Here is a 21,199-nt window from a genome sequence, read left to right on the forward strand (position 1 = left end):
CCGTCGCGACGGCCTGCGCGTCACTCCCCTTCCAGCGCGGCGAGGACCCCGGCCAGCAGCGTGTCGTCGTGCTCGGCCGGCACCGCGCGCAGGTCGAGCAGGCATCGGCCGTTCTCCACGCGGGCGAGGACGGGCGGCTCCACCTGGCGTAACGCGGCGGCCGCCCGCCCGTCCAGCGCGACGGCGGCGCTCGGCAGGGCCACCCCGGGCGCCCCGCCGCCGCCGACCACGCTCAGGCTGTCGACGGCCTCGGCGTCGATCCCCTTGTCCCGCAGCAGGGCCGCCAGGCTCCCGGCGCGGGACCTCAGCGTGGCCTGATCGGCGTGCAGGCCCTCCCAGGTCGGGGTGGGCGGGCCGGCGACCGTGGCCTCCAGGGCCGCCAGCGTGATCTTGTCCACCCGGAGCGCGCGCGCGAGGGGATGGCGGCGCAACCGCTCCACGAGGCCGGCGCGGCCGAACAGCAGCCCGCACTGGGGGCCGCCGAGGAGTTTGTCGCCGCTGGTGGTGACGAGGTCCGCGCCCTCGTTCAGCCAGCTCGTGACGTCGGGCTCGCGGGGCAGCAGCGGCTCGGGAGCCAGCAGCCCGGACCCGGCGTCGCCGACGAGCGGGATGCCACGCTCACGGCACAGCGCCGACAGCCGCGCCACCGGCACGTCGGCCGTGAAGCCCTCGATCCGGTAGTTGGACGGGTGCACCTTCAGCACCATGCCCGTCTGCGGCCCGATCGCGTCGGCGTAGTCCGCGAGCGCGGTGCGGTTGGTCATGCCGACCTCCCGCAGCCGCGCCCCCGTGGAGACGAGCAGGTCGGGCAGGCGGAAACCGTCGCCGATCTCGATCAGCTCCCCCCGGCTGATCACGATCTCGGCTCCCGCCGCCAGCGCGGTGGCCGCCAGCACGAGCGCGGCGGCGTTGTTGTTCACCACGTGCACCGCCTCGGCTGCGGGAACGGCGGCGGCCAGCGCGGCCAGCGCGGTACGTCCCCGCCTGCCACGGCCGCCCGTGCCGAGGTCGAGCTCGACGTCGGTGACCCCGGCCGCCAGCTCCACCGCCTGGCGGGCGGCGGCCGACAGCGGAGCGCGGCCCAGGTTGGTGTGCAGCAGCACGCCGGTGGCGTTGATCACCGGCCGCAGGCCGGAGGCGGAGGCGGGCAGCGCCGCCAGCACGGCGCTCAGGACCTCTCCAGGCGCGAGCTCTCCCTCCCTGGCGCGCCGCTGCGCCGCGACGATCGCGGCCTTGACCCGGTCGTGGCCCAGCCGCCGCCGCGCCTCGACCAGCCGGGGGTCGGCGAGCAGCGCGTCCGTCCGCGGGATGGAGCGACGATGGTCTGCCATCCCCCTAGAGTACGATCATGACGAGGCTCACACAGTACGCCCAAGGCGGCGGCTGCGCCTGCAAGATCCCCGCGGCGGATCTGGAACTGCTGCTGAGCAGTTCGGAGATGCCGTTCCCGCGGCAGCCCGAAGCAGAGCTCCTGGTGGGCCTGGAATCCGGCGACGACGCCGCCGTGGTCCGCGTCCAGGACGGCACCGTGATCATCAGCACGGCCGACTTCTTCACCCCGGTGGTCGACGACCCCTACGACTGGGGCCGCATCGCCGCGGCCAACGCGCTCTCCGACGTCTACGCCATGGGCGGGCGCCCGGTGGTCGCGCTCAACCTCCTGTGCTGGCCCCCTGACCGCTTACCCTACGACCTGGCCGCCGAGGTGCTGCGGGGCGGCGCGGAGGTGGCCGCGCAGGCCGGCTGCCACCTGGCCGGCGGGCACAGCGTCGTCGACGCCGAGCCCAAGTACGGCCTGGCCGTCACCGGCATCGCCGACCCCGACCGGCTGCTCCACAACAACACCGGCCGCCCCGGCCTGCCGCTGTCCCTGACCAAGCCGCTCGGCCTGGGCGTGCTCAACAACCGGCACAAGAACACCGGCGAGGTGTTCCCGCACGCCGTGGAGACCATGACCCGGCTCAACGCCGACGCCTCCCGCGCGGCCCTGGACGCCGGGATCCGGTGCGCCACCGACGTCACCGGCTTCGGCCTGCTGGGCCACCTCCACAAGCTCGCCCGTGCCTCCGGTGTCACCGCCGTGATCCGGGCCTCGGCCGTGCCCGTGCTGGACGGGGCGGCGCGGGCCGTACGGGACGGGTTCGTCCCCGGTGGTTCGCAGCGCAACCTCGCCTGGGTGGCTCCGCACCTCGACCACGAAGGCGTCCCGGAGGAGACCCTGGTGCTCCTCGCCGACGCCCAGACCTCGGGGGGACTGCTCGTCGCCGGGGAGATTCCCGGCGCCCCCGTGATCGGCGAGCTGATCGAGCACACCGGGCACACCGTCATCGTCCGTCCCTGAACGGGCTTGGTTCTTGGGGTGAATTGCGGGAGTTCGAGGTCGTTCGCGGGTCTATGATCAGCTTCGGAGGCGTTCAGGAGTCTGGTGACCCTCCTGGTCTTCAAAACCAGTGGCGCCGAGCATCTCGGCGCGGCGGGTTCGATTCCCGTCCGCCTCCGCTGATCAGCGAATCGGGGAATGGTTTGCGAGTGGATCGACGCGGTTCCGCGCCGCGGACCTACGCCGAAGAGCGCGCATGCACGTGATCGCGACGGCCGGGCACGTGGACCACGGCAAGTCGACGCTGGTCCGGGCGCTGACCGGCATGGAGCCCGACCGCTGGGCCGAGGAACGCCGCCGCGGCATGACCATCGATCTCGGGTTCGCCTGGACCACGCTCGGATCGGGTGAGCGGATCGCGTTCGTCGACGTCCCCGGGCACGAGCGGTTCGTCACCAACATGCTGGCCGGAGTGGGGCCCTGCCCCGCGGTGATGCTCGTCGTGGCCGCCGACCAGGGCTGGCAGGCCCAGTCGGCCGAGCACCTGGCGGCGCTGGAGGCCCTGGGCGTACGGCACGGCCTCGCGGTCGTCACCCGGGCCGATCTCGCGGATCCCGAGCCTGCCCTGAGGCAGGTTCACGACCACCTCCGGAAGACCGGACTGGCGGGGATCGACAGCGTCGTCGTCAGCGGGCGGACCCGGCAGGGGCTCGACGAGCTGGAGACCGCCCTGGCACGGCTCGCCGCCGCGCTTCCCGAGCCGGACACCGGGGACGCCGTCCGGTTGTGGATCGACCGGGTGTTCACCATCACCGGGTCCGGGACCGTCGTCACCGGCACCCTGACCAGGGGAACGCTCCGCGTCGGCGACGAGCTGGAGACGGGCGGGACCCGGGTCAGGATCCGGGGTCTCCAGACACTCGGCGAGAAGGCGGAGCAGGTCTCCGCGACCGCCCGCGTCGCCGTCAACCTCCGCGGCGTCGACCGTGACGACCTGACCCGCGGCATGGCGCTGGTGACACCGGAGGCGTGGCTGCCGGCCCGGGCCATCGACGTGCGGCTGACTCCCGCGATGGGCCATCGGGCCGAGGAGGCGGTTCTCCACCTCGGATCGGCCGCCGTTCCCGTCAGGATCCGCCGCCTGGGCTCCGACACCGCCAGGCTGGCCCTCGGCCGTCCGCTGCCGCTCAGGACCGGGGACCGGGGCCTGCTCCGCGACCCCGGCAGGCGGGAGATCGTCGCCGGGGTCCTCGTGCTGGACGTCCGCCCGCCCGCGTTGCGGCGCCGGGGCGCCGCGGCGGCCAGGGCGGCCGCGCTCGACGAGGTGCCGCTGCCCGACGCGGCGGCGCTGCTGCGCTGGCACGGCCTGCTGAAGGGCGGCGAGCTCAGGGCGATGGGCTGCCCTCCCACCGGGACGCCGGTGGCCGGCGACTGGTACGCCGACCCGGGGCACTGGTCGTCACTGGCACGCCGTCTCGCCGAGCACGTCTCGCGACGGCCCGCGCACGATCCGGGGATCACCGTGGACGCCGCGGCCCAGCTCCTCGGGCTGCCCGATCGGCGGCTCGCCGAGGCACTCGTCGCACCGCCGCTGGTGGTCGAGGGCGGGCGCGTCCTGCCCGCCGACAGGGCGCTGCCTCCCGCGATCGCCCGGGCGGTCGCGAAGCTGGCCGCCGAACTCGCCGAGCACCCCTTCGCCGCTCCCACCGCCGAACGCCTGGACGAGCTCGGCCTCACGGGCAAGGCGCTGGCGGCCGCGATCCACGCGGGCGCGGTGCTGTCGATCGGCAAGAACGTCGTGCTCATGCCCGACGCGCTGGACAAGGCCGCGGCCACGCTCGCGGCGCTTCCCTCTCCCTTCACCGTCAGCGACGCGCGGACGGCCCTGGCCACCAGCCGCCGCGTCGCCCTGCCTCTCCTGGAGTGTCTCGATGCCCGTGGAATCACCAAGCGTGTCGACAACGACCGGCGAGCCTTCCGCCCGCGCGACTGAGGTGGACCGGCTGCTGGCGCAGGCTCGCGCGGGGTTCCAGCGCCTGCGGCCCGCGGAGGCGTGGGCCGCCGCGGGCCGCGGCGCGAAGATCGTCGATACCCGGCCCGAGCACCAGCGCAGGGCCGCGGGCGAGGTCCCCGGAGCCATCGTGATCGAACGCAACCACCTGGAGTGGCGGCTCGACCCCACGTGCGAGTCCCGCATCCCCGAGGCGAGCTCCCGGCACATCCAGTGGATCGTGATCTGCGCCGAGGGGTACTCGTCCTCGCTGGCCGCGGCGGCGCTGCGCGAGCTCGGGTTGCACAACGCCACCGACGTCGTGGGCGGGTTCGACGCCTGGGTGGAGGCCGGCCTGCCGACGGTCCGCCCCGCCCGCCCCACGGGGCCGCGCGGCCCCGGAGAGTGAGCTCCGGGCGGGCTCATCGGTGACGCTCTAGGACGGCACGGTGTCCAGATGGGTGCGCGCGGTCTCCGCGAACCGTTGGAGCTGCGTGTCGGGCACGGTGCCGCCGAGCAGGATGAACCTGTCCTTCGACATCGCCGCCACCTCCACCTCGCCGTCGTGGCGCGCGACGTTCTTGGGACCTGCCACCGACTCGACGCTGCCGACCGCGCCACATTCCGCGTGGAAGGACTTGAACGCGTCCATGGCGTCCACCCCGCTCACCACGACCTGCGTCACCGTGGCCCCGTCCGTCGCCTTGAACGATCGCCAGCGGGTCACCGCCTCCGCCGGCACGATGCCCGGTTTCCCGCAGGGCACCAGGTCAGCGTCCAGTTCCTGCCACGTCCCCGCCGAGGTGCCCGCGACCGTCCACGTGCGGCCGTCCTCGAGCCGGCCCGGTTCCAGGAGGAGCGGGGCGGGCTCGGCCGTCTGCGCCGTCACCGTGCCCGCCGTGCCCACCGTGCCCGCCGTACCCGCCGTGCCGCAGGCCGTGCAGAGCAGCGCGATGGCGATCGCGATCGTGCGGTTCATGTCTGGTCCTCCCCGGGGTTCGTCGCCATGATTACCGCCCGGGGGCCGCGGAGGTTCCGTGCAGATCGGCGACCTTGCCTGCGACGACCACGAACCCGGCCGTGAAGGCGGCCAGCCCGCAGGCGAGCAGCCGCGCGCTCAGCTCAGCCGGTACCGGCGGCCATCCTGCCACGAGCGGCGCTGTCGCCAGAGCCAGCAGCGCGGCGCGGCCGACCTTCGCTTTCGACACCGGGCTGGTCCCGTCCAGGCATCCGCACGGCACCCCGCCCCTGCGCCGCAGCAGTACGGCCAGGTAGACGGTCAGCGCCAGGTACCACAGCGCCACGGCCGCGGCGGCGAGCCGCAGCAGCCGGGCCTCGCCGGTCACCCACCCGGCCAGTACGGCGGCGCCCGCCAGGCCCTCGGCGGGGCCGATCAGCGGCGTGAGCCGCATCAGGAACGGAGGAAGCAGGCCGTGCGCCTTGATCACCCGGGTCAGGTCGCCGCGGCGGCGGACCGCCGCGGCGACCAGCAGCACGGCGCCCGCCAGGGCGAAGCAGGCAGGCAACGTGTCAGAGATCGTCATCTACGTCCAGAGGAGCGCGAGTGCCAGCAGGAATCCCGTGGCGCACAGGCGCCCCACCCATGCCGTCGAGGCCAGCAGCTTCGTGTCCCACCGGCGCGGGTCGCCGCTGAGCGCGCGGGAGAGCGGCATGAGCGTCCTGCCCACGCCGAAGCCCAGCCCGGCCAGCAGGCCCGGCCCCAGGCCTCCGGCCAGCACGATCACCAGGACGAGCAGCTGGGGCAGCGCCGTCGGGGTGAAGGTGCGCACCCCCGTGCCCATCTCGAAGCCGAACTGCAGCGGCCCGGAGAAGTCGGCGCGCGGGATGACGTCCTGCGGCACGAGCCGGCGGTTCTGCGGCAGCGACAGCGGCCGCCCGGCAAGTTCGAAGAGCATGATGACGGCGACGACCGGCGCGAGCAGCCACAACCGCGCCGTTTCCGGGATGACCGAGGCCAGCCCGCCGAGCGCCCCGGTGATGAGCCCGGCCAGCAGCGCGCCGAGCATGAGTCCGGTGCTGAACACCGGCAACTTGCCTCGCCAGACCGACGAGGTCAGCAAATCCGCTGAGTTGAGGCTTCAAACGGAGCCGGACAGCGAGAACCCGGCCGTCACTCCCATCAGCGCCCAGGCGAGCGGGGTGAACGACGGGGTCCAGAGCTGGTGGGCGGCCGCCACCAAGGCCGTGCTCAGCGCGATGCCGAGCGCGACCCGGGTGGCGGCGTAGGTGTTGCTCACCCTGGGCTACAGGGCCCAGGAGCAGATGTAGAAGTAGGTCCCGCCGCAGGTGGCGACGTTTCCGTCGGCGCAGCGGTAACTCCTGCCGCTGTGCGTCCACCGCCAGGCGTTCCTGGCGGCCAGGCCGCCCGCACCGCACGCCTTGATCGCGTAGCTGTTGTAGCAGGTGCCGGAGGAGCGCAGGAACCAGCCGTCGGAGCCGCAGTAGCTCCTGGAGTAGGTGCCGCCGACGCAGACCTTGGTGTTGTTGTTGTAGCCGGAGTGGCTGCCGTAGTTGGCGCAGTTGGTGTACTCGGTGCCCACCGCCGCATGGGCGCTGTTGTTCCTGCCCGGCAGGGCCGACAGCACGTTCAGGGCCAGGGCGCCGCCCAGCGCGCCCATGGTCTTGAAGACGGTGCGGCGGGAGGGCGCCGACCAGTTCGGACGGCGGCGCCCGCCGGGGTCGGGCTCGTCGTCCACGGAGGGCACGTCGGCCCAGTAACGGTCGACATCGACTGTCATGCGTTTGACCTCTCTGAGTGGCTGACGGCGAGAAAGGCGTCGAGGTCGTCGTCGGAGCCGACGACCCTGCGCCATTCCTCTGTCCCGTCGGCGGAGTACTTGACCAGCGTCGGAGTCGCGCCGACGGCGACCTTGCCCAGCAGGGCGGAGTCGATGAGGGACAGGACCTGGCTGTCAGCCACCCACTCGGCGCAACGCTCGGCGGCGGCCAGCAGCACGGCGTGCCCGGGCAGGTCCGGCCCGGCCACGGCGGCGAGGCGGTGGGCCCGCTCCCGGCAGTTGGGGCAGTGCTCGGACACGACCAGGACGAAAGTCGGCCGGCCGTCGTCGGAGCCGAACCTGTCCACCGATCTGACGGCGGGCGCCGCCGGAACGGCCGCCTGCGCCTGGAGCAGCTTGCCCTGCAGCTCACGAACCATGTTCAGCAGCGCGGCGAAGGCGAAGAGCAGCAGCACCGTCCCCAGGAAGGACAGAACCGCCAGCGAGTCGAGGAACGCTCTCATCGAGCTAGCTCAGCCTGCACGAGATGGACTCCACGACGTCGATGAAGCGCACGTCGTCCGGGCGGGCGGCGACGACGGTCGTCGCGGTGGTGTCGTTGACCACGAAGGCCGAGCGGGTCTGTACGGCGCCCGCCGCGTCCCGCTCGTCGACCCGCCACATCGAGCCGCCGCGCACGCGCTTGCCCTTGGAGCGCGGGACCGACTCCGAGGCGTCCGCGAGCGGCTTGACCTGGACGTTGCAGACCTGGTCGATGGTGTTGACCGCCAGCAGGTTGCCGAGCGTCATGCCCGATCCCGCCCGCGGCAGCATGGTCAGGCCTTCCGGGGTGTCCTGGATGTCGAACCTGGCGAGGATGTCCATGAAGGTCTCGAACGGGACACCCGTGCCGGTGAAGAAGGTGGAGACCTCGTGATGCGGTCCCACCCACACCATGTTGGTGCCGCTCTCCGGGTCCTCCATCGACAGCAGCCGGCCGCCGTTCCACTGGGCCTCGCGCACGGCGTAGCGCGACCAGTCGCCCATCTGCTTGGAGACGATCTCGGCGGATCCCGCCGGTGTGACCTGGAAACGGATGCCCTCGGTGGGGCCGTGTGCCCAGATGAGATAGGCCCAGCCGCCGATGAACGGCTGGGAGTTCCCTTCGACGACGAGACTTTGTCCGTTCGGTGCACGCACGTGCATGGTGTTGCCTTCCGCGAGGGGAAACGGGCACGCCGAAACAGCGTCCACATGGGGCGTTGAGCTACGAGGAGGGTGCGCAGGAGGGTGCATGCGTGCCGGGCGCCTTGCCGGGCACCACCAGAATGATGATCGGCAATATCTCATGATGATCGACAGCCGGTCAAGATCTTGCTCAAGCGGCAGGACGAGGGGTACTTTCCGGGAAGTGCGGGGGTCGAAGCCGGGCGGGTCCAGGTCCGCCTTCAACCCTTGTCCGTGCACTTCACGCGGCGTCGATCACTGCGGGGTGTCCGGGTCGCGGGCATGAACCTGCCGGCCGGGGGCGGGGGCCGCTCCGGATGTGCGTCCTTTTACCTGGAAGGCCGGGAGCGAGGCCAAGGATCATCTGGTGTGCTCCTCAGCAATCGTGCCGTCTTCGCCAGCTCCGACCTCGACGAGGTCCGCGGCGAGGTCGCCAAGGTGTTCTGCCCGCACCGGCTGGACCTGGCCGGGGACGCGGACCTGCTGTCGGCCCGGTTCAACTCCGTCCAGCTCGGCTCGGTCCGCGTCAGTTACCTCGACTACGGGGCCGACGTGCACATCGAACCGGGCGACCTCGACACGTTCTTCCTGGTCATGATCCCGCTCGCCGGCCACAGCCTGATCCGCGCCGGCCGCGAGGAGATCGTCTCCACCCCGTCGCTGGCCTCGCTGCCCTCGCCGACCCGCCACCTCGACATGCGCTGGGCCGCGGGCTGCCCCCAGCTGCTGGTCAAGTTCGAGCGCACCTCGATCGAGCGCTCGCTGGAGCAGATGCTCGGCGAGCAGCTCGACGGTCCGGTCGTCTTCGACCTCGGCATGGACCTGACGACGGGCTGGACCCGGTCCTGGCGGGACATGGCCGACCTGCTCGTCAAGGAGGCCGAGCGCGACGACGGGCTGGCCGGCCATCCGCTGGCCGTCGCGCACCTGGAGAACGCCCTGATCACCCTGCTGCTGACCATGCAGCCCTCCAACTACCGGGAACGGCTGACGGCGCCCAGACCGCCCGCCCTGCCGAAGGTCGTGCGGCGGGCGATGGAGTTCATCGAAGGGCACGCGCACCTCCCGCTCACCACCACCGACATCGCCGGCGCCGTCGCGGTCAGCAGCCGCTCCCTCCAGGAGGGCTTCCGCGCGCATCTCGGGCTGACCCCCATGGCCCACCTCAGGCAGGTACGGCTGGCGCGGGTGCACGACGAGCTCAGGACGGCCGATCCCGCCAGGGCCACGGTGACCACGGTGGCCGCCCGATGGGGTTTCCTGCACCAGGGACGCTTCGCCGCCCAGTACCGCGAGCGGTACGGGCAGCCGCCGTCGGAGACGTTGCGCAGGGGCTCCGCGTCAGGTGGATGAGATCCGCGCTCAGCGGATGGCCCGGGCGGACGCGCCGGCCGTACTTTCTTCTCAGGCGCCGATCAGAACCTCCACTCACGACTGCGAAGGGACCCTCTCACCATGCGCGACATCCTCATCGTCGGCGCCGGCCAGGCCGGCCTCCACCTGGCGATCGGCCTGCTCCAGCACGGCTACGACGTCACCGTGGTCTCCAACCGCACCCCCGAGTCCATCCGCGACGGCCGGGTGATGTCCGGCCAGGCCATGTTCGGCACCGCGCAGGCCCACGAGCGGGAGCTCGGCCTGGACTGGTGGGCCGGCGTCTGCCCGCCCATCGACGGCATCGCGCTCACGGTTCCGAGCCCGGAGGGCGGCAAGGCCCTCGACTGGGCGGCGCGGCTGCACGTCCCGGCCCGCTCGGTCGACCAGCGGCTGAAGATGCCGGCCTGGCTGGGCGAGTTCGAACGGCTCGGCGGCAGGCTCGTCCTGCACGACGCCACCCCCGAGGATCTGGAAGGCTACGCGGCCCGGCACGACCTGGTCCTGGTCGCCGCGGGGAAGGGGCAGATCGCCTCGCTCTTCGAGCGGGACCCCGCGCGTTCCCCGTACGCGGCCCCGCAGCGCGCGCTGGCGGTCACCTACGTCAACGGCCTGGCCCCCCGCCCCGGCCACTCGGCGGTCTGCTTCAACCTGCTTCCCGGCGTGGGCGAGTACTTCGTCTTCCCCGCGCTCACGCACACCGGCCCCTGCGAGATCATGGTGTTCGAGGGCGTGCCGGGCGGCCCCATGGACTGCTGGGGCGACGTGCGCGGCCCCGCCGAGCATCTGGCGCGCAGCCGGCAGGTCCTGGAGACCTTCTTCCCGTGGGAGGCCGAGCGCTGCGCCGGGATCGAGCTGACCGACGCCAACGCGGTCCTGACCGGCCGGTTCGCCCCCACGGTCCGCCGCCCCGTCGCCGTCCTGCCCTCCGGCGCGCCGGTGCTCGGCGTCGCCGACGTGGTGGTGCTCAACGACCCCATCACCGGGCAGGGCAGCAACAACGCCGCCAAGTGCGCGGCCACGTACCTGCGGGCCATCGTGGAACGGGGCGGGCAGCCGTTCGACGCGGACTGGATGCGGCGCACCTTCGACCTCTTCTGGGCGCAGGCCCAGCACGTCACGAACTGGACCAACGCCCTGCTGGCGCCGGCCGAGCCCCACCACCTGGCCCTCCTGGGCGCCGCCGGGCAACGTCCGGAGATCGCCTCCCGGTTCGTCAACGGCTTCGACGACCCGGCCGACTACGCCGAGTGGTTCATGGACGCCGGCCGGGCCGAGGCCTACCTGAGCAGGGCCGCGGCATGAGATCGCTGCGTGACGCCTTCGGGCAGTTCGCGACCGGGGTGGCGGTGATCACGACGGCGACCGCCGGCGGGGAGCGGGCCGGCGTGACCGTCAACTCCTTCACCTCGGTCTCGCTCGATCCGCCGCTGGTGCTCTGGTGCCTGTCGAGCCGGGCGCCCAGCGCGCCGGTCTTCCTGCGGGCCGGGCGGTTCGCCGTCAACGTCCTCGCCGCCGGCCAGGACCACCTGTCCAGGCGCTTCGCCACGCCGTCCGCCGACAAGTTCGCCGGGGTGGAGCTGCTCGCCGCTCCCCTGCCGATCCTCGCCGGGACGCTGGCCGGCTTCGTCTGCCGGACGGAGCGCGTCCACGACGGCGGCGACCACCACATCTTCGTCGGCGCGGTGGAGCGCTACCAGCGGGCCGAAGGGGAGCCGCTCGTCTTCCACTCCGGCCGCTACCGGGAGTTCTGGCCCGAGATGGCCCTCAGCGGGAGCCGCGTGGCGGACTGCGCCTGAACGCCTGGAGCGGGCTCAGAACACCTGAGCCAGGCACCCCAGCGCGACGGCCACCACCATCGCGGCCACCAGCAGCACTCTCATCGGTTCGGGGATGCGCACCATGATGTCCCTCCAGTTTCACGAGCAGTACCGGACGAGCCATTCGTCCGCGTCGTAGGCCCACTGCGCGGGGTCCGGCGCGATGGCCGGGCGTTCTTCGACCGTGTCCTCCAGCCGGACCCGCTCGGGCAGCCGGCCGAAGCGGGCACGCCGCGCGCCGGTGTGGTCGACAGCCATGATCTTCCGTTCTGGGCAGGTGGGGAAGGCCGGTGACGCGGATCGCGTCACCGGTTCATATGGTGATGATGGCAAGGCGAGCGTCACCTGTCAAGGAGGTGACGAACGGAGGAGACTCATGGCAGGTGGACGCGGCGGCCGTGCCAGCGGGAGCGGAGCCACCGGTCGTGGCTGGCCACCACGATCGCGCCCGGCCCACCGGCGCCCAGGGCTTCCTCCAGCTCGTCCGCGAGCCGGGGGGACAGGTGGTTGGCGGGTTCGTCGAGCAGGAGCACCCCGGGTGGGTCGGCCACCAGCAGCGCCAGCGCCAGCCGGCGGCGCTGGCCGACCGACAGCTCCCCCACCCGCAGGTCCACGTCACGCCGGCTGATCAGGCCGAGCGAGAGCAGCGGCACGGACTCGGCGCGCTCCTGGCCGAGTGCCCACTCGTACGTCTCCCGCACCGTGCGGTCCGGCCGCTCGAACACGGAGTCCTGAGCCAGCAGCCCGACGGTCAGCCCGGGCCGCCGCCGCACCGCTCCTTCCGCGTCCAGCCGTCCGGCCAGCACCGCCAGGAGCGTGGACTTGCCCGCGCCGTTCGGCCCGGTGACCAGCAGCCGCTCCCCCGGCGCCACGTCGAGCCGGTCGATCGAGAGCCGTCCGGGAACCCGCACGTCCCGCAGTGACAGCAGCAAGACCTCGTCGTCCCAGGCATCGGAGGCATCGGAGGTAGCAGCGTCGGGGGCGGCGACTTCGAGGGTGGCTGCCTCGGGGGCGGCGACTTCAGGGATGGCGGCCTCGGGGGCGGCGGCCTCGGGGGTGGCGGTGGCGGAGGTGACCAGAGGGTGGGGCCGGAAGCGGAGCGGGGGTGGTGGCGCGGGGACCTGCTCGCGTTCCAGCTCGGCGAGCCGGCGGGCCGCGTTGCGCACCCGCCGCGAGATCTGGTGCTGCACCCGTCCCGCGCGGTGCCCGTACCCCATCTTCTCGTTGTCGCGCCGCAACCCGTCCAACGCCACCTGCCGTGACGTCACCGCGACGGCGCGGCGCAGCTCGCCGAGCTCCTCCTGCTCCTCGGCGTGGCGCCGCTCCCAGCGCTCGCGTTCGGCGCGCTTCTCGGCCAGGTAGGCGCCGTACCCGCCTCCGTACCGGACGGGCCCGTCCACCGCCGGGTCGAGATCGACCAGGTCCGTGCAGACGGCGTCCAGGAACGCCCGGTCGTGGCTCGCCACGACCACCACCCCCGTCATCGCGCGCAGCCGCTCCTCCACGAACGCCGCGGCGGTGTCGTCCAGGTGGTTGGTGGGCTCGTCCAGCAACAGCGCGGCGGGCTGCCTGATCAGGAGCGCCGCCAGGGCGAGGCGACCGCGCTGCCCGCCGGACAACGACGCGAGCACGCGCCCGTGCGGCACGCCGCCCAGGCCGAGCCGGTCGAGACCGATCTCCGCGCGGCGGTCGGCGTCCCAGGAGTCGCGCTGTTGCGCCTGGTCGAGCCGGGCCCCGTACGCTTCGAGCAGCGCGGCGTCGTCCGGGGCCTCGGCCAGCGCCCGGGTTAGCCGGTCGAGCTCGGCCAGGTCCGTACGGGCCTCCCGCAGGGCGTCGTCGAGCACGCCGCCGACCGTGGTGTCATCGGGGAACGGCGCTTCCTGGTGCAGGAAGCCCAGGTCGGCGGGCCGCATGACAGAGCCGGAGTCCGGCTCGTCCACCCCGGCCAGCAACCGCAGCAGGGTGGACTTGCCCGCGCCGTTCTCGCCGATCAGCCCGATCCGGTGACCGGGTGCGGCGGTGAGCGAGACGCCGTCGAGCACGCGCCGCGCGCCCAGCGTCCGTACGAGATCGCGGGCGAGCAGCGCCTCACTCATCGGCGGGCCCTCCCGTCTCCAGCGGGCGGCCGGGAAGGGATGGATGGCAACAGACGATGAACGCCTCGGACATGTGAGAAGACCTCGCAGGGGAGCACGGGCGCGCCGAAGCCGCCCGCCGGAAGGGGCAGGGGATGGTGGAACGACGACCGAGGCCACGTCGGCGGCGGTCACGTGCGCCTGCCGGGGCCGGTCAACCTCCGGTATCACCCGGAGATGTCGTCGTCACCTGCCATGCCTGGTCCTCTCCTGCCTCTCGATCGTCCTTCACCCTAGCAGCGGCCGGGATCGACGCGGGGCGCGGGCGAAGCGCTCGACGGGCCTCGCCGGCGTACACGCGGCGGCCCGCCTTCCTGCACCGCCGCGTATACGCGTCCTCAACGTTTCGCATGCGGGCGACTCCTAGGGTGTGCGCCATGTCGAACCACCAGACATCTAGCGAATCACCCGAAACCACCGCCCGGACGGCCCCGCTGTCGCCCGGCACGCACGTGGTGGACGTCGGGGGCGTCGCCCAGCGCTACCACGTCGCCGGAACCGGGCCCGTCGTGCTGGCCCACCCGGGCGGGCCAGGCCTGTCGTGGGACTACCTGCGGATGCCGGCCGCCGAGAGCCACCTCACCATGGTGTACGTCGAGCCGATCGGCACGGGCGCCTCCGGCCGGCTGCCCGCGGCATACTGCCCGCCTACCTCGCCGACTACTGGGATCACCGGAAGGAGTACGCGCCCCTGTTCTCCGTCACCGGCACCTACATCTCCGGCCTGGACGACCGGCTCGCCCCGGACCTCGTCGACGACCGGGACCTGCTCGGCTCGATCAAGACGCCCGCCCTCGTCATCGCCGGCCGCCACGACGTCATCTGCGGCCCGCGCTGGGCGAAGGAACTGGGCGGCGGGATCCCCGGCGCCGAGCTGGTCCTGCTGGAGAACAGCGGCCATCTCGGTCACGTCGAAGAGCCGGACGCCTTCGCCCGGGCCGTGACGGCCTTCGTGGCGGCCACGGCCGCGTGACAGGCGAGGCCGCGCAACACACCCGGCCACGCGACACACCCGGCCACGCGACGGACCCGGCGGCCGGGGTACGGCCGCTCCGGCACGCCTGCGGGATGCCCGCGCCGCAGGGTCAGCGCACCTGCTGGGCGCCGACGCCGCGCAGCAGGGTGTCCACCACGACGTCGGCGGCCTGTGCGGCGCTCAGCTCGGACAGGTTCTCGGCCGCATGTTCCAGCAGCGGCGGCAGGACCGTGGCCACCCAGCCGGGCGGCAGGTCGGAGCGCAGCAGGCCCTCGTCGGTGGCGCGGCGCAGGAAGGCGTCCACCTCGTCGACCAGCCGGCGGCGGCGCTCGCGGATCGTCTCCTCGCGGAGCATGCGGCTGGTCTCCACGGGCCACCTGCGGTTGACGGCGATGATGCCTTCGGCGTAGCGGTGCAGCGCGACCGCGACCGGGGCCTCGCGCAGCCGGGCGGCCTCGATGGCCTCCTCGACCGCGTCGTAACGTGCCCCGTAGACGGCGGCCATGAGGTCTTCACGGGAGGCGAAGCGGCGGTAGACGGTGCGCCGGTCGACTCCTGCCGCAGCGGCGATGGCGGCGATGGTCGCCGAGGGGTCGTCGGCGAGCATGCGGGCGCCCGTGCTCAGGAGGCGTTCCAGGTTGCGCGTCGCGTCTGCTCTCACCTGCCCAAAGATACTCCGTTCCGTAGCACATGGAGCAATTTACTGCCACGGCGGTGCGAAATTTGCCCCTTCAAGCGCTACTCGGATGCTGCACTTATGCCGCCGGCGCTACCGCCTGCGCGGCATGGGCAGTCGGGCGGCTGAAGCGCGAGGACGGGGAGCAGTCGAATGACTCAACGTTCCCTTCCGCGTCGCGTCGCCGGCCCGACGCCGCCAGCCGTGGGGCCTGTCACCAGGGAGGTTTCGCCTGGGCGGCACGGCCGCCGCCCGCCGCGTTTCACCGTCATCTGACTGATGTGCCGGATTCCGCTTCCCGAAACAGTAAGAAGCGCCGCATTACCTGTGACACGACACGGAGGACTCCTCATGATCGATAGGCGAACCTTCGGCAAGGTCGTCGGCCTGGCCACCGGCGCGACCATCGCCTCGCTGGCCGGCTTGCAGGCGCTCCCGGCCGCCTCCGCCACCACGCGCGGCACGGCCCCGAGGTTGCCGGCGCTCACGCCCGGCACGCACACCTCCTTCGCCCCGTTGAAGCAGGTCAAGGCCGGGCTGCTGGACGTCGGATACGCCGAGGCGGGCCCGGCCGGAGGGCCGGTGGTGATCTGCCTGCACGGCTGGCCGTACGACATCCACAGCTTCGTGGACGTCGCCCCCTTGCTGGCGGCGCAGGGGTACCGGGTGATCGTGCCCTACCTGCGCGGCCACGGCACGACGCGGTTCCTGTCGTCGAAGACGTTCCGCAACGCCCAGCAGTCGGCGATCGCCCTGGACGTCCTCGCGCTGATGGACGCCCTCAAGATCGACAAGGCTGTGCTCGCCGGCTTCGACTGGGGATCGAGGACCGCCGACATCATCGCGGCCCTCTGGCCCGAGCGCTGCAAGGCCCTGGTGTCGGTGAGCGGCTACCTCATCACGAACCTCGAGGCCAACCTCTCCCCGCTGCCGCCGAAGGCCGAGTACGCCTGGTGGTACCAGTACTACTTCGCCACCGAGCGGGGCCGCAAGGCCATGGAGGACAAGGACAAGCGGCACGACCTGAACCGGCTCGTCTGGGACACGGTCTCCCCGACGTGGGACTTCGACGACGCCACGTTCGAGCGCACGGCCGCCGCCTTCGACAACCCCGACTACGCCGCCGTCGTGATCCACAACTACCGCTGGCGGCTGAGCCTGGCCGAGGGCGAACGCCGCTACGACGCCGTCGAGCGGCGGCTCCAGGCGCGCCCGCGCATCAAGGTGCCGACGATCACCCTGGACGCCGAGCGTGACCCCTTCACGGCGCCGCCGGGCGACGGCTCGACCTACCGGGAGATGTTCACCGGCCCCTACGAGCACCGCCTCCTGAAGGGCATCGGCCACAACCTGCCGCAGGAGGCGCCCACGGCCTTCGCCCAGGCCGTCGTGGACGTGGACCACCTCTGAGCCTGCCCCGGCGAGCCGCCCCGGGCCCAGGTCGCCGGGCCCGCGTACGGAAACCCGCGCACCCATGCGCACCACGCGAAAGAAGGATCACACCATGGACATGAAGCTCGAAGTCGTCGTCCTGCCCGTCTCCGACGCCGACCGCGCCAGGGACTTCTACACCCGGCAGCTGGGTTTCCGCCTCGACGCGGACTTCCCCATCCACGACGGCTACCGCATCATCCAGGTCACTCCCCCGGGTTCGGCCTGCTCGATCATCTTCGGCGACGGTCTCACCGGCGCCGAGCCCGGCACGGTGCAGGGGCTGCACCTGATCGTGTCCGACATCGAGCAGGCCCAGAAGGAGCTGTCGGGCCGCGGGGTCGAGGTCACCGGCCCGTTCCACGACGCCACCGGCGCCTTCCACCAGGCCGGCGAGGCGGGCCGCGTCGAGGGCCTGCACCCGGAGCGTGCCAGCTACGGCTCCTTCGCCTCGTTCGCCGACCCGGACGGCAACCGCTGGTTCCTCCAGGAGATCACCGTACGGCTGCCCGGCCGCTGACCGCGGCATTCCCATGGACCCGGCGGCCACGCCATGGAGGGTCAGTGACCGCCGAAGACACCCGTACCCATGACGTGGTCGTGATCGGTGCCGTCCAGCCCGACCCGGGCTACCGCGGCAGGGCGCGCGCAGGGCGCACATCTGTAGCACATGGAGAGATTCCCGTCACAGTAACGCAGAGATTTGCCACCTAAATGCTACATTGACGAGGCAGTTACTTCTGATGACGGAGGAATCCCCATGGCCAGGACATGGCTCATCACCGGAGCGTCGCGCGGCTTCGGACGTCGCCTCGCCGAAGCCGTCCTCGAAGCGGGCGACCGGGTCGTCGCCACCGCACGCAGCCCCAAGCAGCTCGACGACCTGGTGACCCGCCACGGCGACCGGGTGCGGGCGGTCGCGCTCGACGTCACCGACGCCGCCGCGGCCTCCCGGGCGGTCGAGGAGGCCACCGGCGCCTTCGGCAGCCTCGACGTGGTCGTCAACAACGCCGGCTACGGCAACAGCGCGCCGATCGAGGAGATGGCCGAGGACGACTTCCGCGCCCAGATCGAGACCAACTTCTTCGGCGTCGTGAACGTCACCCGGGCCGCCCTGCCCGTCCTGCGCGCCCAGCGATCGGGCGTGTTCGTCCAGTTCTCCTCCATCGGGGGCCGCGTCGGCGGAACCCCAGGCATGGGCGCCTACCAGAGCGCGAAGTTCGCCGTGGAAGGCTTCTCCGAGGTCCTCGCCAACGAGGTCGCGCCCTTCGGGATCAAGGTCGTCATCGTCGAGCCGGGCGCGTTCCGCACCGACTGGCAGGGCTCCTCCATGGAAATCCACCCCGTCGGCCCCGACTACGAGCAGACCGTGGGCGCCATCCACCGCTACCGGCGCGAGACCGACGGCACCCAGCCCGGCGACCCGGCCCGCGCCGCCAGGATCATCATCGACGTCGTCCGCGACGACGACCCGCCCCGGCGGCTCCTCCTCGGCAGCGACGCCGTCGCCAGCACTCAGCAGGCGGCCGAGATCCGCGCCGCGGAAACCGAGAAATGGGCCGACGTGAGCCGCTCGGCCGACTACCCCGCCGACGAACGCTAGCCACCACGAGGGAACGCCGGCCAGGACGGCGCCTTCCAGACGGGGCGGCCCGAATCATCCGAACCGTACCCTCCCGGTGCATAATTGGGTCGAGCCGAATTACCCAGGTCTGGCTCACTTGACCTGCGCGGGGTGGTGAATGTCGAGCGGCGCTCCCCGGCTCAGCCTGCGTGGCAGACGCGGCGAGTGCGAGGCGCTGGATCGGCTGCTCGCCGAGGCCAAGGCGGGCCGGAGCCAGGTGCTGGTGCTGCGCGGCGAGGCGGGGGTCGGCAAGTCCGCGCTGATGGACCACCTGGTGGCGAACGCGACGGGATGCCAGACCCTGCGGGCGGCCGGCGTCGAGTCCGAGATGGAGCTGGCGTTCGCCGGGCTGCACCAGTTGTGCCTGCCGATGATGGGACAGATCGATCGGCTTCCGGGCCCGCAGCGGGAGGCCCTGGCCGTCGCGTTCGGCCTCAGCGCGGGCAGCGTGCCGGACCGCTTCCTGGTCGGGCTGGCGGTGCTCAGCCTGCTGGCCGAGGTGGCGGAGAAGCAGCCGCTCGTCTGCGTCGTGGACGACGCCCAGTGGCTCGACCAGGTCTCCGCGCAGACGCTGGCCTTCGTCGCGCGCCGGCTGCTCGCCGAGCAGGTGGCGCTGGTGTTCGCGGTGCGCACCTCGGCGTCCGTTCCTGGCGACGACCCGTTGCGGGGGCTGCCGGAGCTGGCGATCAGGGGCCTGGGCTACGACGACGCGCGCGCGCTGCTCGACTCGGTGGTGCCCGGGCGGCTGGACGAGCGGGTCAGGGACCGGATCGTCGCCGAGACCCGCGGCAACCCGCTGGCGCTGCTGGAGCTGCCGCACGGGCTCACGGTGGCCGAGCTGGCCGGTGGGTTCGGCCGTCCCGACGCCCGGCCGCTGGCGAGCAAGATAGAGCAGAGCTTCCTGCGGCGCATCGAGGAGCTGCCGGCCGCGACGCAACGGCTGCTGCTGGTGGCGGCCGCCGAGCCGGTGGGGGACGTCTCGCTGCTGAGACGGGTGGCCCAGCGGCTCGGCATCAGCGCGGACGCCACGGCGGCCGCCGAGGCGGCGGGGCTGATCGAGTTCGGTACGCGGGCCCGGTTCCGCCATCCGCTGGTGCGCTCGGCGGCCTACCGGGCGGCGGACCTCGAAGAACGCCAGGACGTGCATCGCACGCTGGCCGAGGCGACCGATCCGGAGTCCGACCCGGACCGGCGTGCCTGGCATCGCGCCCACGCGGCGGTCGAACCCGACGAGGCCGTGGCCGGCGAGCTGGAGCGCTCCGCCGACCGGGCCCAGGCGCGCGGCGGCCTGGCGGCGGCGGCCGCGTTCCTGAAGCGCGCGACCGAGCTGACACCCGATCCGGCCAGGCGCGGGGCGCGGGCGGTGGCCGCGGCGCAGGCCACCTTCGAGGCCGGGGCTCCGGACGCGGCGCTCGAGCTGCTCTCCGCCGCGGAGATGAGCCCGCTGGACGAGCTCAGGCGCGGGCGGCTGGCCCGGCTCCGCGCCCAGATCCTCTTCGCCCGCAGGCGCGGCGGTGAGGCCGCGCCGTTGCTGCTCGACGCGGCCGGCCAGCTGGAACGGGCCGACGAGGGCCAGGCGCGCGAGGCGTACCTCGAGGCGATCGGATCGGCGGTGTTCGCCGGCCGCCTCGGCGAGCCCGACGGGCTGCGGCGGGTGGCCGAGGCCGCCCGCACCGCACCGCGGGGACCGGATCCGTCCCGGCTCGCGGACATGCTGCTCGACGGCCTGGCGACGCGGTTCGCCGACGGCTACGTCGCGGGCGCGCCGCAGTTGACGCACGCGCTGCGGGCGTTCAGACACGACGCCGGCCGCAACGGGGACGACATCATGCGCTGGCTCTGGCTGGCCTGGCCGGCCGCCGGCGACATGTACGACGACGAGACGTGGCACGAGCTGACCACGCACGCGGTCCGTACGGCCCGCGAGGCCGGCGCGCTCAACTTCCTGCCCCTGGCCCTGACCTACCGCGCCGCCGTGCACGTGCACGCCGGCGAGTTCGACGCGGCCTCCACCCTGATCGAGGAGTCCGACGCGCTGCTGAAGGTCACCGGCAACTCGCACCTCGGTTACGCCTCGGTGCTGCTGCTCTCGTGGCGTGGCGCGAACACCGAGCCGGTCGGCGTGGTCGACGCCGGCGCCGACTGGGCGCGCACCTGGGGCGAGGGACGCGCGATAGGCGCCCGCCCCTACCTGCACGCCCTCGTCTACAACGGTTTCGGCCGCTACCAGGACGCCCTGGCCAGCGCGGAGCAGGCGTACGAGTACGACGACCTGGGGCTCTTCGGGTTCTCCCTCATCGAGCTGGTCGAGGCCGGAGCCCGCGGCAACGCCCCCACGGCGGCCGCGACCGCGCTGCGCCGGATCGAGGAACGAGCCGTCGCCAGCGGCACGGACTGGGCGCTCGGCCTGCTGGCCCGGTCGAGGGCGCTGCTGTCCGGCGGCCGGACCGCCGATGAGCTGTACCGCGAGGCCATCGAGCACCTCCAGCGCACCCGGGTCGCCGTGCACCTCGCGCGCACCCACCTGGTGTACGGCGAGTGGCTGCGCCGCGAGAACCGGCGCGCCGACGCGCGCGAGCACCTGCACACCGCCCACGAGATGTTGCAGGGTTTCGGCGCCAGGGCCTTCGCCGACCGCGCCCGCCGCGAGCTCGTGGCCCTCGGCGAGTCGGTACGCCGGCACGCGGCCGAGGAACGTCAGGTCCTCACGGCGCAGGAGGCCCAGATCGCCCGGCTGGCCGCCGGCGGGAAGACGAACTCCGAGATCGGCGCCGAGCTGTTCATCAGCCCGCGCACCGTCGAGTGGCACCTGCGCAAGGTGTTCGCCAAGCTGGACGTGGACTCGCGGAGCAAGCTCCGCGGTGTGCTGACCGGCTCCTGACGGGCGG

At 72.8% G+C, this 21,199-nt stretch carries 22 protein-coding genes and 1 tRNA gene; 12 read left to right on the forward strand and 11 right to left on the reverse strand.

Translation table 11 applies throughout. The annotated features are described in order from the left end of the window. Nucleotides 1–20: 20 nt before the first annotated feature. Complete coding sequence (gene selA / locus ACBJ32_RS30275) at nt 21–1,331, reverse strand: L-seryl-tRNA(Sec) selenium transferase (RefSeq protein ID WP_375129580.1); 1,311 nt, start codon at nt 1,329–1,331, stop codon at nt 21–23. Between the two features lie 17 nt (nt 1,332–1,348). Between selA and selD the strand changes: the two genes are divergently transcribed. The 4 genes from selD (at nt 1,349) to ACBJ32_RS30295 (ending at nt 4,719) form a co-directional block, all read left to right on the forward strand. After that, nucleotides 1,349–2,341, forward strand: coding sequence for a selenide, water dikinase SelD (gene selD, locus ACBJ32_RS30280; protein WP_375129581.1), 993 nt, complete (start codon nt 1,349–1,351; stop codon nt 2,339–2,341). 65 nt (nt 2,342–2,406) lie between these two features. Next, a tRNA-Sec gene (locus tag ACBJ32_RS30285) sits at nt 2,407–2,500 on the forward strand. 76 nt (nt 2,501–2,576) lie between these two features. After that, nucleotides 2,577–4,313 (forward strand): selenocysteine-specific translation elongation factor, encoded by a 1,737-nt coding sequence (selB, locus tag ACBJ32_RS30290; protein WP_375129582.1) that lies wholly within the window; start codon nt 2,577–2,579, stop codon nt 4,311–4,313. Further along, nucleotides 4,273–4,719 carry a rhodanese-like domain-containing protein gene (locus ACBJ32_RS30295; RefSeq protein WP_375129583.1) on the forward strand — a complete coding sequence of 149 codons (447 nt, stop codon included), beginning with the start codon at nt 4,273–4,275 and terminating at the stop codon, nt 4,717–4,719. The genes selB and ACBJ32_RS30295 overlap by 41 nt, the downstream gene beginning before the upstream one ends. 27 nt (nt 4,720–4,746) lie before the next feature. On the opposite strand, the gene ACBJ32_RS30300 is transcribed toward ACBJ32_RS30295, so the two are convergent. The 7 genes from ACBJ32_RS30300 to ACBJ32_RS30330 are packed head-to-tail and all read right to left on the reverse strand — an operon-like array spanning nt 4,747 to nt 8,248. Continuing rightward, nucleotides 4,747–5,289: a hypothetical protein gene (locus ACBJ32_RS30300; protein ID WP_375129584.1), complete on the reverse strand. Its 543-nt coding sequence runs from the start codon at nt 5,287–5,289 to the stop codon at nt 4,747–4,749. Nucleotides 5,290–5,320: 31 nt separating this feature from the next. Then, entirely contained in the window at nt 5,321–5,854 is a 534-nt protein-coding gene (locus ACBJ32_RS30305; RefSeq protein ID WP_375129585.1) for a MauE/DoxX family redox-associated membrane protein, read from the reverse strand. Further along, nucleotides 5,855–6,355: a hypothetical protein gene (locus ACBJ32_RS30310; RefSeq protein WP_357880361.1), complete on the reverse strand. Its 501-nt coding sequence runs from the start codon at nt 6,353–6,355 to the stop codon at nt 5,855–5,857. A 54-nt stretch (nt 6,356–6,409) separates the two neighbouring features. Next, a complete protein-coding gene (locus ACBJ32_RS30315) occupies nt 6,410–6,568 on the reverse strand; it encodes a hypothetical protein (RefSeq protein ID WP_375129586.1) in 159 nt (52 codons plus the stop codon). 6 nt (nt 6,569–6,574) lie between these two features. Then, the gene (locus ACBJ32_RS30320; RefSeq protein ID WP_357880355.1) at nt 6,575–7,069 is read right to left on the reverse strand and encodes a hypothetical protein; all 495 of its coding nucleotides are present in this window, start codon (nt 7,067–7,069) and stop codon (nt 6,575–6,577) included. Further along, complete coding sequence (locus ACBJ32_RS30325; RefSeq protein ID WP_375129587.1) at nt 7,066–7,572, reverse strand: hypothetical protein; 507 nt, start codon at nt 7,570–7,572, stop codon at nt 7,066–7,068. Before ACBJ32_RS30325 ends, ACBJ32_RS30320 begins: the two co-directional genes overlap by 4 nt. Nucleotides 7,573–7,576: 4 nt before the next feature. Further along, nucleotides 7,577–8,248, reverse strand: a complete 672-nt coding sequence (locus tag ACBJ32_RS30330) for a hypothetical protein (RefSeq protein WP_375129588.1) — start codon at nt 8,246–8,248, stop codon at nt 7,577–7,579. Between the two features lie 396 nt (nt 8,249–8,644). Between ACBJ32_RS30330 and ACBJ32_RS30335 the strand changes: the two genes are divergently transcribed. The 3 genes from ACBJ32_RS30335 to ACBJ32_RS30345 all read left to right on the forward strand — a co-directional run bounded on the left by ACBJ32_RS30335 (nt 8,645) and on the right by ACBJ32_RS30345 (nt 11,448). After that, the gene (locus ACBJ32_RS30335; protein WP_375129589.1) at nt 8,645–9,628 is read left to right on the forward strand and encodes an AraC family transcriptional regulator; all 984 of its coding nucleotides are present in this window, start codon (nt 8,645–8,647) and stop codon (nt 9,626–9,628) included. A 102-nt stretch (nt 9,629–9,730) separates the two neighbouring features. Then, entirely contained in the window at nt 9,731–10,954 is a 1,224-nt protein-coding gene (locus tag ACBJ32_RS30340; protein WP_375129590.1) for a styrene monooxygenase/indole monooxygenase family protein, read from the forward strand. Continuing rightward, nucleotides 10,951–11,448 (forward strand): flavin reductase family protein, encoded by a 498-nt coding sequence (locus ACBJ32_RS30345; RefSeq protein WP_375129591.1) that lies wholly within the window; start codon nt 10,951–10,953, stop codon nt 11,446–11,448. The genes ACBJ32_RS30340 and ACBJ32_RS30345 overlap by 4 nt, the downstream gene beginning before the upstream one ends. Before the next feature lie 120 nt (nt 11,449–11,568). On the opposite strand, the gene ACBJ32_RS30350 is transcribed toward ACBJ32_RS30345, so the two are convergent. After that, a complete protein-coding gene (locus ACBJ32_RS30350) occupies nt 11,569–11,727 on the reverse strand; it encodes a hypothetical protein (RefSeq protein ID WP_375129592.1) in 159 nt (52 codons plus the stop codon). A 116-nt stretch (nt 11,728–11,843) separates the two neighbouring features. Beyond that, nucleotides 11,844–13,565, reverse strand: a complete 1,722-nt coding sequence (locus ACBJ32_RS30355; protein ID WP_375129593.1) for an ABC-F family ATP-binding cassette domain-containing protein — start codon at nt 13,563–13,565, stop codon at nt 11,844–11,846. 580 nt (nt 13,566–14,145) lie between these two features. On the opposite strand from ACBJ32_RS30355, the gene ACBJ32_RS30360 reads away from it, so the two are divergent. Further along, the gene (locus tag ACBJ32_RS30360; RefSeq protein WP_375129594.1) at nt 14,146–14,577 is read left to right on the forward strand and encodes an alpha/beta fold hydrolase; all 432 of its coding nucleotides are present in this window, start codon (nt 14,146–14,148) and stop codon (nt 14,575–14,577) included. Nucleotides 14,578–14,689: 112 nt separating this feature from the next. On the opposite strand, the gene ACBJ32_RS30365 is transcribed toward ACBJ32_RS30360, so the two are convergent. Beyond that, nucleotides 14,690–15,241 carry a TetR/AcrR family transcriptional regulator gene (locus ACBJ32_RS30365; RefSeq protein WP_375129595.1) on the reverse strand — a complete coding sequence of 184 codons (552 nt, stop codon included), beginning with the start codon at nt 15,239–15,241 and terminating at the stop codon, nt 14,690–14,692. Between the two features lie 366 nt (nt 15,242–15,607). On the opposite strand from ACBJ32_RS30365, the gene ACBJ32_RS30370 reads away from it, so the two are divergent. From ACBJ32_RS30370 to ACBJ32_RS30385, 4 genes are all read left to right on the forward strand, one after another. Next, a complete protein-coding gene (locus ACBJ32_RS30370) occupies nt 15,608–16,666 on the forward strand; it encodes an alpha/beta fold hydrolase (protein WP_375129596.1) in 1,059 nt (352 codons plus the stop codon). 94 nt (nt 16,667–16,760) lie between these two features. Then, on the forward strand, nt 16,761–17,207 hold the full coding sequence (locus ACBJ32_RS30375; protein ID WP_375129597.1) for a VOC family protein: 447 nt from the start codon (nt 16,761–16,763) through the stop codon (nt 17,205–17,207). Between the two features lie 240 nt (nt 17,208–17,447). Then, entirely contained in the window at nt 17,448–18,290 is an 843-nt protein-coding gene (locus ACBJ32_RS30380; protein WP_375129598.1) for an oxidoreductase, read from the forward strand. Nucleotides 18,291–18,429: 139 nt separating this feature from the next. Next, nucleotides 18,430–21,192, forward strand: coding sequence for an AAA family ATPase (locus ACBJ32_RS30385; RefSeq protein WP_375129599.1), 2,763 nt, complete (start codon nt 18,430–18,432; stop codon nt 21,190–21,192). Nucleotides 21,193–21,199 lie beyond the last annotated feature (7 nt).

It is taken from the genome of Nonomuraea sp. GTA35 (assembly GCF_041950525.1).
Lineage (GTDB): Bacteria > Actinomycetota > Actinomycetes > Streptosporangiales > Streptosporangiaceae > Nonomuraea.